The organism is Rhizobium oryzihabitans, assembly GCF_010669145.1.
Lineage (GTDB): Bacteria > Pseudomonadota > Alphaproteobacteria > Rhizobiales > Rhizobiaceae > Agrobacterium > Agrobacterium oryzihabitans.
Map to the genome: position 1 here is coordinate 1,760,821 of NZ_CP048635.1, position 15,063 is coordinate 1,775,883.

At 58.1% G+C, this 15,063-nt stretch carries 15 protein-coding genes and 1 pseudogene; 9 read left to right on the forward strand and 7 right to left on the reverse strand.

All coding sequences use genetic code 11. The features are described 5' to 3' along the window. Positions 1-26 precede the first annotated feature (26 nt). Together G3A56_RS24690 and G3A56_RS24695 are read left to right on the forward strand one after the other, a co-directional pair. Positions 27-923 (forward strand): glycerophosphodiester phosphodiesterase family protein, encoded by an 897-nt coding sequence (locus tag G3A56_RS24690; RefSeq protein ID WP_082184822.1) that lies wholly within the window; start codon positions 27-29, stop codon positions 921-923. Next, positions 920-1,705 (forward strand): inositol monophosphatase family protein, encoded by a 786-nt coding sequence (locus tag G3A56_RS24695; RefSeq protein WP_082184821.1) that lies wholly within the window; start codon positions 920-922, stop codon positions 1,703-1,705. Before G3A56_RS24690 ends, G3A56_RS24695 begins: the two co-directional genes overlap by 4 nt. A 66-nt stretch (positions 1,706-1,771) precedes the next feature. Here G3A56_RS24695 and G3A56_RS24700 read toward each other — a convergent pair whose 3' ends face one another. Further along, positions 1,772-2,521, reverse strand: a complete 750-nt coding sequence (locus G3A56_RS24700) for an SDR family oxidoreductase (protein ID WP_082185971.1) — start codon at positions 2,519-2,521, stop codon at positions 1,772-1,774. Between the two features lie 96 nt (positions 2,522-2,617). Here G3A56_RS24700 and G3A56_RS24705 point away from each other — a divergent pair, with 96 nt between their 5' ends. Further along, on the forward strand, positions 2,618-3,547 hold the full coding sequence (locus G3A56_RS24705; protein ID WP_164056859.1) for an AraC family transcriptional regulator: 930 nt from the start codon (positions 2,618-2,620) through the stop codon (positions 3,545-3,547). 133 nt (positions 3,548-3,680) lie between these two features. Here the strand turns inward: G3A56_RS24705 and G3A56_RS24710 are convergent, their stop codons facing one another. Then, positions 3,681-4,814 (reverse strand): ROK family transcriptional regulator, encoded by a 1,134-nt coding sequence (locus tag G3A56_RS24710; RefSeq protein ID WP_082184820.1) that lies wholly within the window; start codon positions 4,812-4,814, stop codon positions 3,681-3,683. Between the two features lie 282 nt (positions 4,815-5,096). Here G3A56_RS24710 and G3A56_RS24715 point away from each other — a divergent pair, with 282 nt between their 5' ends. The 4 genes and pseudogenes from G3A56_RS24715 (at position 5,097) to G3A56_RS24730 (ending at position 10,006) form a co-directional block, all read left to right on the forward strand. Beyond that, positions 5,097-6,089, forward strand: coding sequence for an ABC transporter substrate-binding protein (locus G3A56_RS24715; RefSeq protein ID WP_082184819.1), 993 nt, complete (start codon positions 5,097-5,099; stop codon positions 6,087-6,089). A gap of 112 nt (positions 6,090-6,201) precedes the next feature. Further along, entirely contained in the window at positions 6,202-7,287 is a 1,086-nt protein-coding gene (locus tag G3A56_RS24720; RefSeq protein WP_082185969.1) for an ABC transporter ATP-binding protein, read from the forward strand. Continuing rightward, positions 7,284-8,969: an ABC transporter permease gene (locus tag G3A56_RS24725; protein WP_082184818.1), complete on the forward strand. Its 1,686-nt coding sequence runs from the start codon at positions 7,284-7,286 to the stop codon at positions 8,967-8,969. Before G3A56_RS24720 ends, G3A56_RS24725 begins: the two co-directional genes overlap by 4 nt. An 81-nt stretch (positions 8,970-9,050) precedes the next feature. Then, positions 9,051-10,006, forward strand: a pseudogene (locus G3A56_RS24730) (hypothetical protein). A gap of 19 nt (positions 10,007-10,025) precedes the next feature. Here G3A56_RS24730 and G3A56_RS24735 read toward each other — a convergent pair. From G3A56_RS24735 to G3A56_RS24750, 4 genes are all read right to left on the reverse strand, one after another. Beyond that, positions 10,026-10,589 carry a flavin reductase family protein gene (locus G3A56_RS24735; protein WP_164056860.1) on the reverse strand — a complete coding sequence of 188 codons (564 nt, stop codon included), beginning with the start codon at positions 10,587-10,589 and terminating at the stop codon, positions 10,026-10,028. A gap of 11 nt (positions 10,590-10,600) precedes the next feature. Beyond that, positions 10,601-10,936, reverse strand: coding sequence for a ferredoxin FdxA (fdxA, locus tag G3A56_RS24740; protein WP_035226259.1), 336 nt, complete (start codon positions 10,934-10,936; stop codon positions 10,601-10,603). A gap of 104 nt (positions 10,937-11,040) precedes the next feature. Further along, positions 11,041-11,640 carry a superoxide dismutase gene (locus tag G3A56_RS24745; protein ID WP_082184816.1) on the reverse strand — a complete coding sequence of 200 codons (600 nt, stop codon included), beginning with the start codon at positions 11,638-11,640 and terminating at the stop codon, positions 11,041-11,043. A 162-nt stretch (positions 11,641-11,802) separates the two neighbouring features. After that, complete coding sequence (locus tag G3A56_RS24750) at positions 11,803-12,372, reverse strand: TetR/AcrR family transcriptional regulator (protein ID WP_082184815.1); 570 nt, start codon at positions 12,370-12,372, stop codon at positions 11,803-11,805. A gap of 46 nt (positions 12,373-12,418) precedes the next feature. On the opposite strand from G3A56_RS24750, the gene G3A56_RS24755 reads away from it, so the two are divergent. Then, a complete protein-coding gene (locus G3A56_RS24755; protein ID WP_082184814.1) occupies positions 12,419-12,946 on the forward strand; it encodes a dihydrofolate reductase family protein in 528 nt (175 codons plus the stop codon). 88 nt (positions 12,947-13,034) lie between these two features. Here the strand turns inward: G3A56_RS24755 and G3A56_RS24760 are convergent, their stop codons facing one another. Next, positions 13,035-14,102 (reverse strand): linear amide C-N hydrolase, encoded by a 1,068-nt coding sequence (locus G3A56_RS24760; protein ID WP_082184813.1) that lies wholly within the window; start codon positions 14,100-14,102, stop codon positions 13,035-13,037. Positions 14,103-14,241: 139 nt separating this feature from the next. Between G3A56_RS24760 and G3A56_RS24765 the strand changes: the two genes are divergently transcribed. Next, entirely contained in the window at positions 14,242-15,045 is an 804-nt protein-coding gene (locus G3A56_RS24765) for a hypothetical protein (protein ID WP_082184812.1), read from the forward strand. The last annotated feature ends 18 nt before the right edge of the window (positions 15,046-15,063 follow it).

Below are 15,063 nucleotides of genomic sequence, written 5' to 3' on the forward strand. Positions count from 1 at the left end.
AATTGCAACGTCCGAAAGTGAAAATCATGCACCAGACCCTTGCTGCCTTCCGCAATACCTCCAATCCCTGCAATGTGCTTGCACTCTGCTCGCGAGACAATCCGGCCATCCTGACCATCGCCCATCGCGGCTTCTGGACCGCCACTGCGGAAAACTCGCTCGCCTCCGTCCGCGCTGCGATCGTGGCCGGCGTCGAGATGATCGAGATCGACACGCAGGCGACGGCCGATGGCCGGCTCGTTGTCATTCATGACGAAACGCTCGACCGCACCACGACGGGCAAGGGAACGGTGAGCGCGCTGCCTTTCGAGGTGGTCCGCGCAGCGAAGCTGAAGGCCGGCGCAGGCGGCGAGGCCGCTGAGATGACCGATGAATGCGTGCCGACGCTGGAGGAGTTGCTGGAAGAGGCGCGCGGCAGGATCACCGTCAATATCGACACCAAATTCACCCGCGATCTGCCGCAGGTCATGGAAACCGTACTGCGGCTCGGCGTCGAGGATCAGGTGCTGGTGAAGACCGATATCGATCCCGAAGCGGGCCGTTTCGAGGTGCTGAACACTGACTGGTTCGGCAAGATCCCGCATATGCCGATGTTCCCGGTCCGGAAGGGCAAGTTCGCCGAGGATCTGCGCCGTATCGAGGCGTTAAAGGCGCCGATGATCGAAGTGAAATTTACTGATATTGCCGATCTGGCCGAGGGCCGTGCCGAGATGGAGCGCCAGAATATCCGTCTGTGGATCAACTCGCTCGACGTTTCCCATTGCCTTGATTTCAACGATACGCGTGCGCTTTCAAATCCCGAAGCCGTCTGGGGTGCTCTTGCCGAGGCTGGCGTCGGCGCGATCCAGACCGATGAAGTCGAAGCCTTCACCAACTGGTTGAAGACGGGCGCCGGTGAGACGGGCAGGGCGTGGAGACGATGAGCGAGCGTCTCGAACGCGCCGTCGCCATCATCGAGGAAGCGATGGGCCTTACCCTTCGCTTTTTCGAGGCCCGCGACACCATCGCCACCCGGACGAAGGGCTTTCAGGATTTCGTCTCGGAAGCCGACACCACGGTCGAAAAGTTGATCCGCGACCGTTTGGCGGCCGCTTTTCCCGGAGAAACGGTGCTGGGTGAAGAAATGGGCGGCGTTGCCGATGACGCCTATTGGATCATCGATCCCATCGACGGCACCGCCAATTTCCTGCGCGGTTCGCCGCTCTGGGGCATCTCGCTCGGTTTCGTGCGGAGCGGCCGACCGGAACTCGGCGTCGTCGCCATGCCGATGTTTGCGGATATCTACGCGGCGGCTGATGGGACCGGGTTGATGCTGAACGGCAAGCCGCTTGCCCGTCAGGTGCCTTTCGAGGCTGTGCAGGTCATGTCGCTCGGCGACAGCGCCGCCACCGATGCGGAGGAAGTGGCGGCTCTCAATGTCGGGCTTCGGCATGCGGGCTGGGTGGTGGAATCCATCCGCTCGACATCGATCGGCCTTGCCTTTTCCGCGCGCGGCATCTTCGACGGCCATCTGCAGAAGCTGACGACCATGTGGGACATCGCCGGCGGCGTCGTTCTCGCAAGGGAAGCGGGTCTCGATGTCCGCATCGGGACGCGCCCCGGCAGCGGCATCCCCTGGGTTGCCGCCGCCACGCCAGCGCTGATGACGGCGACGGAGGGGCTGTGGCCGGAGATTGCGGAGAAAGCATCGACGGAACCTGCGTGAGATGCCGCGAACATCGATACCGGGTGTTGCTGAAGCACCCGGCATCTGCGGTTTATCCACGTTCGGTCAGTTTCCCCGAGCCAGCGCGACGGCATCCGGGCCCGCCGGAAAACGAAGCTGGCCAGATACGTCATGGACGGCATTCCAGACCGTCTCAGCGACATCATCTTGCGTGGTCGTCATGGCTGGTGTGGCGAAACCTTCAAGGATTGGCGCTGCAAAGGCCATGTAGTCGTCCGGCAGCAATTGCTCCAGCGGCAGGATGGCGTTTGCAGTGAAACGGGTCGTCGGCGCATAGCCGGGTTCGACCAGCTTCACGCGGATGCCGAAATGACCCAGCTCATGCGCGAGTGAACCGGAAAAACCCTGGATTGCCTGCTTGCTGGCGGTGTAGGCGGCGGCGAGCGGGAAGGAGGCGAGCGTGGCGCTGGAGGTGACGTTGACGATCGTGCCGGACCGGCGTTTCCGCATCAGCGGGATGATCGCCTGTGTCATTGCCATCACACCGAAGCTGTTGGTGTCGAAGATCGTACGGATTGCCGACATGGGCGTGGCTTCGAAAGCGCCGACCATGCCGATGCCGGCATTGTTTACCAGCACGTCGACCGGGCCTGCCGCATCGATCAGGGCCGCGATGCTCTTTTCGTCCGTCACATCCAGAGGAAGGACGCGCAATCGTCCGGTATCGTCACCGAAGCGGCTGGCATCCGGATTTCGCATGGTCGCGACGACGTTCCAGCCGCGGGACAGAAAGAACGCGGCGGTCGCCTTGCCATAACCAGACGAGGTGCCGGTGATGAGGATGGTCTTGGTCATCATAAGTCTCCATTGTTCGATGCCATTGGAGATAGACGACGTTATCTGGATGATATATGCTTAATAAGCCAAAATTTATTATTGATCGTCCAGAGAATGGATCCACTCAGCGATATTATCGATCTCCTGCGCCCGAGCGCCGCCGTTTCCAAGCCGATTTCCGGACGGGGCCGGTGGGGCGTGCGTTATCGCGCTTATGACGCTCCGGGTTTTGCAATCGTCCTTTCCGGCGCGGCCTGGGTTCTGCTCGAGGGCCGCGAACCCCTGCGGCTGGCGCGCGGTGATTTCCTGCTCCTGCCATCGACGCCGGCTTTCTCGCTCTGCAGCGATACCGATGTCGAATGTATTCCGGTGGAGCCGCAAGACCGGCCGGTCCGGCATGGTGAACAGGAGGGAGAGCCGGATTTCGTTGCGCTTGGGGGAAGCTTCCTGTTCGAGCGGGTCAATGCTGCGCTTCTGCTTTCGCTGATGCCCGGGCTGATCCATGTGCCGGCGGGCAAGGGCGGAGCATCCCGGCTGGCGCGCCTCATAGAATTGCTGTCGGAGGAATGCGCCAGCGAGGATGCGGGCAAGGAACTCATCATCCGGCGCATGCTGGAGGTTCTTTTGATCGAAGTGTTGCGTCGTCCCGGCGCTGGCAGCGAGGCTATTCCGGCGGGGCTGGTGAAGGGAATGCGCTTGCCCGGACTTGCTCGCGCCCTGTCCGCCATGCATGCCAACATCCGCGCCAACTGGACGGTGGCCGAACTGGCCGGGATCGCCGGCATGTCGCGCTCGGCCTTTGCCGCGCGTTTTGCTGAAATGCTCGGCTGCGCGCCGATCGAATATCTGGCGCGCTGGCGGATGGCGCTTGCCAGGGATGCACTGATGCGCGGCGCAAAGTCGCTCGATCATATCGCGGATGAGATCGGCTACGAATCCGCCAGCGCATTCAGCACCGCTTTCCGCAGGAGAATGGGGGTTGCCCCAGGCAGCTTTGCCCGCGCCAATGATGAAAGACGCCAGCAGCAGGTAGGTTTTCTCTAGCAGTTGCCTGTCGTGACGATGAGGGCACCCGGATTATCTTAAGGGAGGGCGGAATAGGCGCGTTCGCTTCACAGGTGCAGACAGCTGGCAACTTAATCCATTACTGGGTAAGAAGGCTGCCGACTAACAGCGGCTAAGCCCATCCCTTCAACGCCCTGCCTGAATAATAGCTGGGTGTCGTGGCACGGTAGATCGGTATGCTGGCGGCACCAAGATGCGGCAGGTCGCTCATCATCGATTTGCGTATTTCGGGGGGCTCGACGAAGAAATCCTCGCCGAGCATTTCCAACGAGCCGATGCGCTGCACGATATGTTCGAGAATCCAGTCGGGTAGAGATCCGCCAAAAATGATGGCACCGGGATCGATCGTTCGGGCAACGGTCAGTGCGAGCAAGCGAAGTTGTTCTGTTGCCCTTTCAAGCCAGTCGACCACGGCAGGGTGATCCGAATAGCTTTCATCGATATCCTTCAGACGCCTGATATCCATGCCGTGAGCGGCCAGCGTGTCGCAAAGGTCCTGTCCCGAAGGACGCGGATGGGATTTTGGAAACAGGCCGCCAAACTCACCCGCATTGCCGTTCGTCCCGCGATAGAGATGGCGCTGCACCACCACCGCGCCGCCGATGCCGTAAGTCAGCCAGATCATCGCAAAATTGCGGATGCTTCGGCCTGCGCCGTAATATAGCTCAGAAAGAATAACGGTATTGCCGTCGTTTTCGTGAAAGACCGGAAAATCAAAATAGGGCTGGAAGTCTTTGTCGACATCGATGTCATGCCAGCTCTCGAATTGCCTGATGCGGAACACATGGCCACGGTCTCGTTTGAAGTGGCCCGGAAAGCTGATGCCGCAGCCAAGCACATCCATTTTTTTGACCTTTGCTTTTTCTAGCACTTGGCGTGCGGCGGCCTCCGCCGTTTCCATGATGTGCTCGAAGCTGTAGTCTTCCAGGTCAGATCTGACTTCGTGCCTTATCGTGCCATTGAGATCTGCGATACAGACCCGCAGGTCATCTGGATTGAAGTAGACCCCGAGTGTGAAAAGCCCGTTCGGATTGATCTCGATCGCGGTAGACGGTTTCCCGCGCTTGCCGTCGTTGCGTGCTTCCTCAGCCTCGATGATGAGGCCGGATTCAAGAAGGCTGGATGTCAGACGCGTCAGCGTCGGTGCCGACACATCCATCTCGCGCGCCAGCTCTATACGGGACATGCCGCCCTTGCCGCGCAAAATCTCGAGCAGACGCCGTTCATTGTAGCCGAGGTCGATCAAGCCATTCTCCCGCGAGACGTAACGTCGGATTGAATAGCGCAAACGGCGCGATTGTACAGCGAATTTCCCGGTCCGGGTTTAGCGGCGATGCTGTAACTTTATTGGAATACCTTTGTTTATCAGTGTGATAGTTCGTTTTAATTTTTGTAACGAATTCGCGCTTGACTTATTAATTTACATAAAGAAAATAAATATCAGACAACGAGCTGCGACAACAAAAACAACAAAAAATTAGGTCGCGGGACATCGTGGTCAGGGAACAAAAAAAACGGAGCACCCTTCATGCGTCAATCATGCACTATTTTCGCGCGCCTTGTTGCCGGCGCAACCTTCCTTGCCAGCGCGGCTTTCGCCCATGCCGAAGGTACCGTCGTGGTCTATTCGGCAGCGCCGCAGCAGCTTATGGATGAGTTGTTGCCGCTGTTTGAAAAGAAGACCGGCACCAAGGTCGAGCTTGTCAAAGCCGGTTCCGGCGAGTTGATGAACCGCATCAAGGCGGAAACCGGCAAGGCAGCGGGTGATGTGATCTGGAGCGTTGATGGCACTGTCATCGACTTTTCCGCCGACCTCTTCGAACCTTACAAGCCTGTCGAGGCAGCATCGATCAACCGTGCCTTTTCGCCGAGCACCAACTGGGTTCCCTTTACCGCAGTCGTTACGGCCTTCATCGTCAATAAAGAAGCGCTGAAAGGCGCACCGGTTCCGACTTCCTGGGCCGATCTTGCGAAGCCTGAATATAAGGGCCTGATTTCCTCGGCTCGCGCCGATCAGTCCGGTTCCGCCTATATCCAGATGGCAACGGTTTTGCAGGATTTCGACAGCGAGGAGAAGGGCTGGGAGGTCTATACCGGCATTCTCGGCAACTCCGTTCTGTCCACATCGTCAGGCGCGGTTCCGCGTTTCGTCAATGATGGCGAGCAGGCGGTTGGCATTACGCTCGAAGACGCCGCCTTGCGCTACAAGCTGGGCAGTGCCCCGGTAGAGATCGTTTATCCGAAAGAAGGCACGGCGATCGCACCTGACGGCATGGCGCTCGTCAAGGGCGGACCCAATGCCGAAAACGGCAAGGCCTTCATCGATTTCATCGTCTCCAAGGAAGCGCAGGAAGTGGTGGTAAAGGCCGGTCGGCGTTCCGTCAGAACCGATGTTCCGGCCAATGCGGCGCTTGTGCCGCTGTCTGATGTTCCGGATGCGAAATATGACTTCAAGTGGGCTGCGGACAATCGCTCCCGCCTGATGGAAAAATGGAACGAGATTCTGCTCGACGTCCAATAAGACGTTAAGGCGGCGGCGAAGGCCGCCGTCCTCACGGTATCGCATTCATACTCGCATTTTTGTCTCGTCCACCGTGGTCGTGTGCCGCGCAGGATATGTCATGGAGCAGCACATGGCCGCCGTAGAAATTACCAGCATCAAAAAAAGTTACCGGGATGTCGTTGCTCTCTCCGACATCAATATCTCCATTCCATCAGGATCGTTTTTTACGCTTCTCGGACCGAGCGGTTGTGGCAAGACCACGCTTCTGCGCACGATTGCCGGTTTTCATCAGCAGGATAGCGGCAGCATCAGCATCGAAAGACAGGCGATTGAACATGTTCCGGCCCATAAGCGTGATGTCGGCATGGTCTTTCAGGATTACGCGGTCTTTCCGCATATTTCGGTGTTCGACAACATCGCCTTCGGCCTGAAGCAGCGCAAGGCATCTTCAGCCGAGATCCGCGAGCGGGTAGGCAAGATTCTCGACGTCGTGCAGCTCGCCCCCTATGCCAAGCGTATGCCGCATGAATTGTCCGGCGGTCAGCAGCAGCGCGTCGGTCTGGCGCGTGCGCTCGTCATCAACCCGAAAGTGCTGTTGATGGACGAACCCCTATCCAACCTTGACGCCAAACTTCGCGTGGATTTGCGGCGAGAACTCCGCGAGATCCAGCAGGCGATGAACATCACCACCGTTTATGTCACGCATGATCAGGAAGAGGCGCTTGCCATGTCCGATCTGGTTTGCGTCATGTATGGCGGTGTCATTCAGCAGGCTGCAGCGCCGTGGGAAGTCTATAACAATCCCGCCAACCGCTTTGTCGCTTCCTTCGTGGGGGCCAACAATTTCCTGACGCTCGACCGCACGGGCGGGCAGACATCCATATCCGGCATCAAGGTGAAGCTGCCGCAGGCGGATGCTATTTCCAAGGACCGGAAGATCGTCGCTGCGATCCGCCCGGAGGCGATTTCTGTGGGTCCTGCCGCGGTTGCCGGTGATGGGCGCATCCAACTGCCGGTGATCATAAGGCAGGTCAGCTTCACCGGTCGTGAGATGAACGTCGCTGCCGTGCTCTCGTCGGGTGAGGAAATCGAGGCGATCACCAAGCCATCGCCGGAGATCATCGCGCTTCAGCCAAACCAGAAAACGACATTCTCCTGGCTTGCGGGCGATACGCAATTGTTCGGTGAAGGTGTAACCGGGGAGCGCCTGTCATGACGGATATGGCTGCGACTGCAACGACCAGGGGCTTCCGCCTGCGAATGCCGGGTTTCTGGACAAGCGTGACGGTGTTTGCCGTCATCCTGCTGGCGATCTTTCTGATCTTGCCGATTTTCAGCGTGTTCTTTATCAGTTTCTTCGATGCCAAAACAGGCGCATTCGGTTTCAGCAACTATGCGGAAGTGTTCACACGGCGTTTTTATACGGTCGCACTCTGGAATACGCTTCTCATCGGGGTGCTGGGCATGCTGGGTGCCTGCCTTCTCGGTATTCCGCTTGCCTTTTGTACCTCCCGCTATCGCATCAAGGGGCGCACTTTCATCGCCACATTTGCAGTGCTGGTGCTCTGTGCGCCGCCATTCATCGGTGCCTATGCCTGGATCATGCTGTTCGGTGCCAATGGTGCTGTCACCAATCTCCTGTCCTTCGCGGGTATTTCCCTGCCGACGATCTACGGAATCCCGGGTATCGTGATGGTCTTCAGCCTGAAGTTCTTTCCCTACATCTTTCTGATGACGGAAAACGCGCTAAACACCATCAACAAGTCCTATGAGGATGCGGCGGAAAACCTTGGCTGCACGGCGTTCGAACGTTTCCGCAAGATCACCTTGCCGCTGGTCTTTCCGGCAGTCAGCACCGGCGCGATCATCTGCTTCGTGCTGTCCATCGCCGACTTCGGAACGCCGGCAATCCTCGGCAAGGGCATCAGAACGCTGTCGACCATCGCCTATGCGCAATACACCTCCGAAATGGCCGGTACGCCGACCATGGCGGTGACGATTTCCATGGTGATGATTGCGATTTCCATGGCGGCACTTCTGTTGCAGCGGCACATTCTTGCCAAGCGTCGCTATGCCAGTTCGCTGACCAACCGGCCGGTAAAGCAGTCCATGCGCCCGTTGAAGTCTTTCATCGTGCACGGCTTCTGCTATCTGGTCGTCTTCATCGCCATGCTGCCGTCGCTCACGGTCATCTACACCTCGTTCCTCGCAACCAGCGGTCCCGTCTTCACGGGTGGTTTCGGGTTGGACAGTTACGCCCGCATCCTCCGCGATTCACCCCAGGCGATTGCCAATAGTTTCATGTTTGCACTGGCTGCCGTGGTACTGATTGCGATCGTCTCCGGCCTGCTGTCCTTCATCGTGGTGCGACGGGACAATGCGGTCTCCGGCTCGCTCGATCTCCTGCTGATGGTGCCTTACCTCATCCCCGGCGTCGTCATGGCGATTGGCTACGTCACGACATTCCGCTATCCGCCCTTCGACATCACGGGAACAGCGCTCATCATCATTCTCCTGGTGTTTATCCGCCGGCTGCCCTACGGCGTCCGCTCCACGACATCGATCCTGAGGCAGATCAAGCCGTCCATCGAAGAGGCTGCGGTCAATCTCGGGGCTTCGCCGGCAAAGACCTTCATGTCGGTGACGGTGCCGCTGATGCTGCCTGGTCTCATCATCGGTTCGCTGATGAGCTTTATCACTGCCATCAATGAACTCTCCTCGACGTTGATCCTCTACACCGCCCGCACGATCACTATGCCGGTGCTGATCTATATCCAGGTGATCGACGGAGAATTTGGCACGGCGGCCGCGTTGTCCACCCTGCTTCTGGTCAGTACCGGGATTTGCGTCTTCGTCGTCTTCCGTTTGTCGGAAGACAAGGAAGCATCCTTCGTCTGACCGCTTGCAACCCTCATGAAAGACTAAAGCAGCGGCGACCGACGGGTCGCCGCCTGCTCCCCTCTGCAAGGAAACAATACGATGAATATCGCGAGCTTTTCGCAATCGAAATACAAGAATGCCGCAACGCCGGGGACGATGTGGCCATTCTTCTTCCCGGACGGGTCCTGGCCGTTTTTGACGGTGCGACTGACCCGACCGGTGTGAATTATGGCGGGCTGAGTTCCGGCCGCATTGCCGCGCTCGCCGCCGCAAATGCGGTGACGGAGATGAGCATCCAGGGTGCTTTGCAAAGTTGCGAGGCAGCCACGCTGTTCCAGACCATCAGCGATATCCTGAACAAGGAAGCCGAGCGCATCAATGCCAGCCACCCACCATCCACCACGCTCGCTATCGTTGCCGATATGGGGGACAGTTTTCGGCTGCTTCTGGCTGGCGATTCCGGTGTGCGCATCAATGGGGACAGGCTGTTGCAGCATGCCAAGCTCATAGACCGGGTCAGCACTTCGGCGCGCATCCACGTCTTCAAACAGCTTTTCGCGTCAATTGGGGATGGTGATGCAGCGGAGGCCAAAACCCGCGCCACCATATTTTCCGGCCTTCGTGCTGCGGTCAAAGCAGGGATCATGAGCGCGACGGACGCGGAAAAAGTGATCACAACAGCCGCTACCGCAAGCGGCCTTCAGGCCGAGATCGAAGCCGTGGAAGAGTTTCTGATGGGCGGTATTCGCGTTCAGCCACGCTACGCAAACAGACAAGGCCATGTTTTGGGATACGCCTCGATCAATGGCGGGATGGTGATGGAGGAGGGGACGATCGACCTGTTGCTCGCAAAGGACACGATCAACAGCCTGGAAATCTTTACCGACGGTTATCTCTCACTGCCTGCCGGGGTCGACGTCGCCGACTGGGAAGCCGAATTTGCCCGCGTCGAAGCGGCAGATTTTCACAAGCTCAATGACTATCCATCAGTAAAGGGATCAACATCGAGTGAATTCAGCGACGACAGGACGGTGATATGCCTGAAGGCGCGGTGAGAGAGATCCGTGCCGACAGCTATTTTGTTACCTCCGCGCCTTTATAGTTGCGTTCACTCCAGAGCAAGGCTTTGCGCAACGGATCGAACCTCGCTTCGATGATCGCGCCGACGAAGAGGATGTGATCGGCGGCATCGGTGGAACCGACAAGGTTGCAATCCATGGAGAGAAGGGCCCCGGAAAGCCTTGGGCTTCCTGAAGGCCAGACATCCCAGTTGCCGACGCAAAACCGGTCCGGCTGGTTTCCCTTTCCGGCAAACACGTCGGCGATCTCCTCCTGTCCTCTGGATAGCGCTGCGACGGAAAAGCGTCGGCTCGCGGCGATGAGGTCGACCATGCGGCTGCTGGCGTCGATGGAGATCATCAAAAGCGGCGGCTCGGCGCTGAGGGGCATGAAGGATGTGATCGTCCGCCCGATCCGCTCCCCGGCGTGTGAGGCCGTGGCCAGGGCCACCGTAAAGGCAAGCCCGGCCATTGAATCCTTGAATTCACGCGGTGAGATCGTCGGTGCCGAGCACGCCTTCAGCGGAATATGCGCGTGATTGACCACACCGCCATCGATCAGCCTGAAATTATGAGACATGCAGTGCCGGGCTAACCGCCCGCTCCCGGATTTTTTGAGAAAATGGACATCTTGGCCGCAGCGCCATTCATGATATCGGCGTTATCAGGCGAGTTCCCTTTCTGGTACACCCTTGGCCAGATGCCGGAATAGTGGCGGTTGAGGTCTAACCAGACATGCAGCCCCGCTTCGGTATCCGGCCGGATGGCCGCGGCGGGACATTCGCCCTCGCAGATCCCGCAGTCGATACATTGATCGGGATGGATAACGAGCATGTTCTCGCCCTCGTAGAAACATTCCACCGGACAGACTTCCACGCAGTCCATATATTTGCAGGCGATGCAGTTTTCGGTGACGACATAGGGCATTGAGACGCTCGAATGGAGTTGCAGCCGGACGGCGGCTGTCCGGCTGCGCCTGACCCGGCCAACCGCCCAGGGCAGCGGCAGCGACCGGATCGGTGGGACCTAAATCAGAGGCGGGCGGCGACCGCCTGCCAGTTCACCAGATTGTCGAGGAAATTTTCGAGATAAGCCGGGCGCTTGTTGCGGAAATCGATGTAGTAGCTGTGCTCCCATACATCGCAGCCTAGAAGCGCCTTCTGCCCGAAGCACAGCGGATTGACTCCGTTTTCGGTGCGGGTGATTTTCAGTGAACCATCGGTATCCACCACCAGCCACGCCCAGCCGGAACCGAATTGCGAGGCGCCAGCGAGGGCGAAATTCTGCTTGAACAGCGCGACCGAGCCGAAGGACTGCGTCAGCGCATCTTCCAGCACCTTCGGGATCGCATGATTTTTCGGTCCCATTATTTCCCAGAAGAGATTGTGGTTCCAGTGCTGGGAGGCATTGTTGAAGATGCCGGACTGCGCGACCACACCCTTCTCATAGGTGCCCCGGACGATCTCTTCGAGGCTCCTGTTTTCCCACTCGGTGCCTGAAATCGCCTTGTTGAGATTATCGACATAGGCCTTGTGGTGGAGATCGTGATGAAACTTCAGCGTCTCCTCGGACATGCCTGCAGGGGCGAGCGCATCATGGGCATAGGGGAGGTCGGGAAGCTGGAAAGCCATTGGGTATTCCTTTGTCAACTGTTCGCTCAAGAGCATGGAAAGAGCCTTGCAAAAACAAGGTGACAATAGTTCTAGGACCTCAATCACGGTTGAGGTCAAGTGGTTCTTCGAGGATAAATTCACCCGACTGCGGCTTATAAAATATGCGTCCGATGGCGCGGGTTACCGCTTGCCCGCGTTGACGGTGGCGACCCATTCTTCGAGCGCCCTGCGGATTGCCTTGCCCGCATCTTCCCCGCGGACAAATGCCCACCATGTATGTGCGCCTTGCCAAACGGCGGCCATCTGCCACCCCAGCCGCAATGCTCTTTCCTCGTCGCGGGCAAGGCGGCGGCCAAGCGCGTGGGCGAGGGTGTGTCCCCAGAGGGCACCTCTCGCCCGCAGCTTCGGATTGCGAATGTCTTCTCTGAGCAGCAGCAGTCCGTCACTGGCGTTTTGTTCTGCGGCTTCAGAGGTCATTAGGCGCATGAGAAGGGCTATGGCGCCCTGCGGCGTCAAGGCTTCCTGCTCATCGGCCGTTTCCGTTTCCGCCTGCAGCTTGTCCCAGGCGCGCAGAAGCACGGTTTCGACAAGATCTTCGCGCTTGCCGTAACGCTGTACCAGGGTGGCCGCAGATAGGCCGCAGGCCTTTGCGGATGCGGCAAAAGTCAGCCCGTCAGGGCCTATCTGCAACATGAGGGGCAGTAGTGCGTCCAGCACCTGATCATCTGAAATAGACTTGTGTCTTGGCATGGCTTATATATAAACGTATATTCATTTATAAATCAAGGAGGATAATATGGCAGTCATTCGCGGGTATATCGCGGCGAGCCTGGACGGGCGGATCGTTTCTGGAGACGGCTCGCTCGACTGGCTCTACAAATATGATGATATGGACCTTGGCGAACACGATTACAGACGTTTTATCAAGGGAATTCGAACCGTTGTCATGGGGCGTGCGACCTATGATTTCATTGCCAGCGAACAGTCACCCTGGGCTTATGGAGATCAACGCGTCATCGTCGTCACCTCGAGGCCGATCGAGGAGCCCAAGGGACCTCTGGAGGTGCGCAGCGATGTGGGCTCTTTGATGGAGGAACTGCGCGCTCTCGATGATGGCGATGTCTGGATCCTGGGCGGCGGAAAGCTGCAGATGGCCTTTTTGGAGCGCGGCGCACTGGATGAAATCGAGATTTACCTAATTCCGGAAATCCTCGGCTCAGGCGAACCTCTTTTCCCGCTTACAGGTCACCGCGCAAGCCCCACTCTTGGCAGCGCAAAGGAAATCGAAAAGGGCTGCGTTCGATTGCACTATCGCTTCTCGTGATGCTCTTAGGTTCACTTACACGATGGGCGGCAAGGAACGACGGAAACGGCCCGCTTGTTACTCACCGCCCTGTTACGCGATTTGAGACCTAAAGCCCGAGAAACTTGAAAGGCTTGGTGTCCTTCAAGCTTTCGTTCGCCATGCCTGAATAGATGTGGATCTGATTGGGGCCGAGGTCGAGTTTCTTGACGGCACCGGTCTCTTTCGAAAGATCGAGTTTCGTCATGTCGATCCAGAAGATATTCGGCGTGAGCGCGGACTCGAAGAAATAGAGCTTGCGCTTGTGGTCTATCACCGTGCGCCAGCGGGTAGAGGAAATATTCGGCTGGTCCGGCGTGGTGATACCATAGGGAACTGAGACATTGCGGATGACGCTGAAGACGCTGGCTATGGCCTCGACCGGATTTTCGCTCTTGGGAATGGCATTGGCATAGAATGAGGCCCGGGCAAACCTGTCCGATGCGCGGTTGGTGCCCGGCAACATGACGGTACCACCAATCTGCTTCCAATATTCGTTGAGCGCCAGCTGGTGATCGAAGGTCGGCGAATTGGTCATGACCTGATATTGACGGCCGTGATGGATAACCTGTTTGCCGTCGATATATTCGATGATCGCGCTGTCACCCGTCGCATCCGAAAGGGAGAGGTGTAAGGTCGCCAGACGTTCTTCACCGGGGACATTGTCGGTGACGATGGTGAAGGGGTTTTTCTCGAGTGCGCTGACGGCCTCGTCCACCGTTGCGAAATTGTCGAGCGCATATTGCGCCCAGGCGGCGATGGACAGGCCCGGTGATTTTCCGTCATAAGCGGGATAGCTCGACTCCACCAGCCAGAGAACGTTTGCAGCAAGGCCTGCCTCATTCATGCCGTCGGTCGTCGAAATATCATAACCCGACGCAATGACGCTGCCGTATTTCGAGGTCCATTTGATCGAATTCGGACCTGCCTCGCCGGAGCGCTCCATGCCGCGGGCGAAGACCCAGATATTGGTTCCCACATCCGTTTTCCAGTCCATCGACCGGGCCGTCATCACCTGATCATTTTCGCCCAGATAAACGAAGCGCGTGCAGGCTTCGGCAACCGATGTGGCAAGCGTGGTGAGAGACAATATCGCGGCAGTGCAGGCGGAAAAAAACGGAAGGGTCTTGGGGCGCATGGGAATGTCTCCGGTGCTCACGGTGCCAATACAGCGTATGATAGAAAATCGGACTTGTTGGCGGGAGTCAAATAGGTTTAGCTACGGGCGATTAGTTGGGGAGAAGGCATTGCTAAAATTATCAGTTTTTGCAGCCGTTATGGCTTTTTCCGCAACCGCGGCCGCAGGTGCGGACGACGTTGTTGCCGCACCCGTGAAGGTTGATAACGGGACCGACTGGGCGTTTCAGGCTACGGGCTATCTCTGGGCGACTGGGTTGAATGGCAACATATCGCCGTTCCGACGGGCACCGACCCTGCATGTGGAGAAATCCTTTTCAGATGTCATGGATGATCTCAATTTCGGTGGGTTTCTCAACATCTGGGGGCGTTACGACCGTTTCGTCCTTTCCGGCGATTTGATGTATGTCGATACCACCGACAGCAAGGCAACCGGTCCGTTGCCGGCGCTGCAAATTCCGGGTTTGCCAACCTTGCCGGCCGGTGCCGCTGTTGGTGCGAATGTGGACACACAGGAATTCATGGCGACGCTGCAGGCGGGTTACCGTGTCATCGATGCGGACGGATTTTCTCTCGATGCGCTTGCCGGCGCGCGCTTCTGGCACATTTCCAATGACGTTGCGGTCACTGCCAGCCATCCCCTGATCGGCAGTGTTTCCGCCAGCCATAGGGAGAGCTTCGGCTGGGTGGACCCCGTCATCGGCGCGCGGGCCTTTTTCAGCCTGACGGACAAGCTGTCCGTTCAGGGACAGGTGGATATCGGCGGTTTCGGAGCAGGATCCGATCTCACCTGGTCAGCGCTCGCGACGGTCAACTATGTCTTTACCGACACATCGTCGGTCTCGGCGGGCTACAAGGTGCTTGACGTGGATTACTCCCACGATGGTTACGTTTTCGATTCCCGACTGAGTGGACCGGTCGTCGGGTTGACTTACCGGTTCTGACCCTTTGCCCCCGGAGTG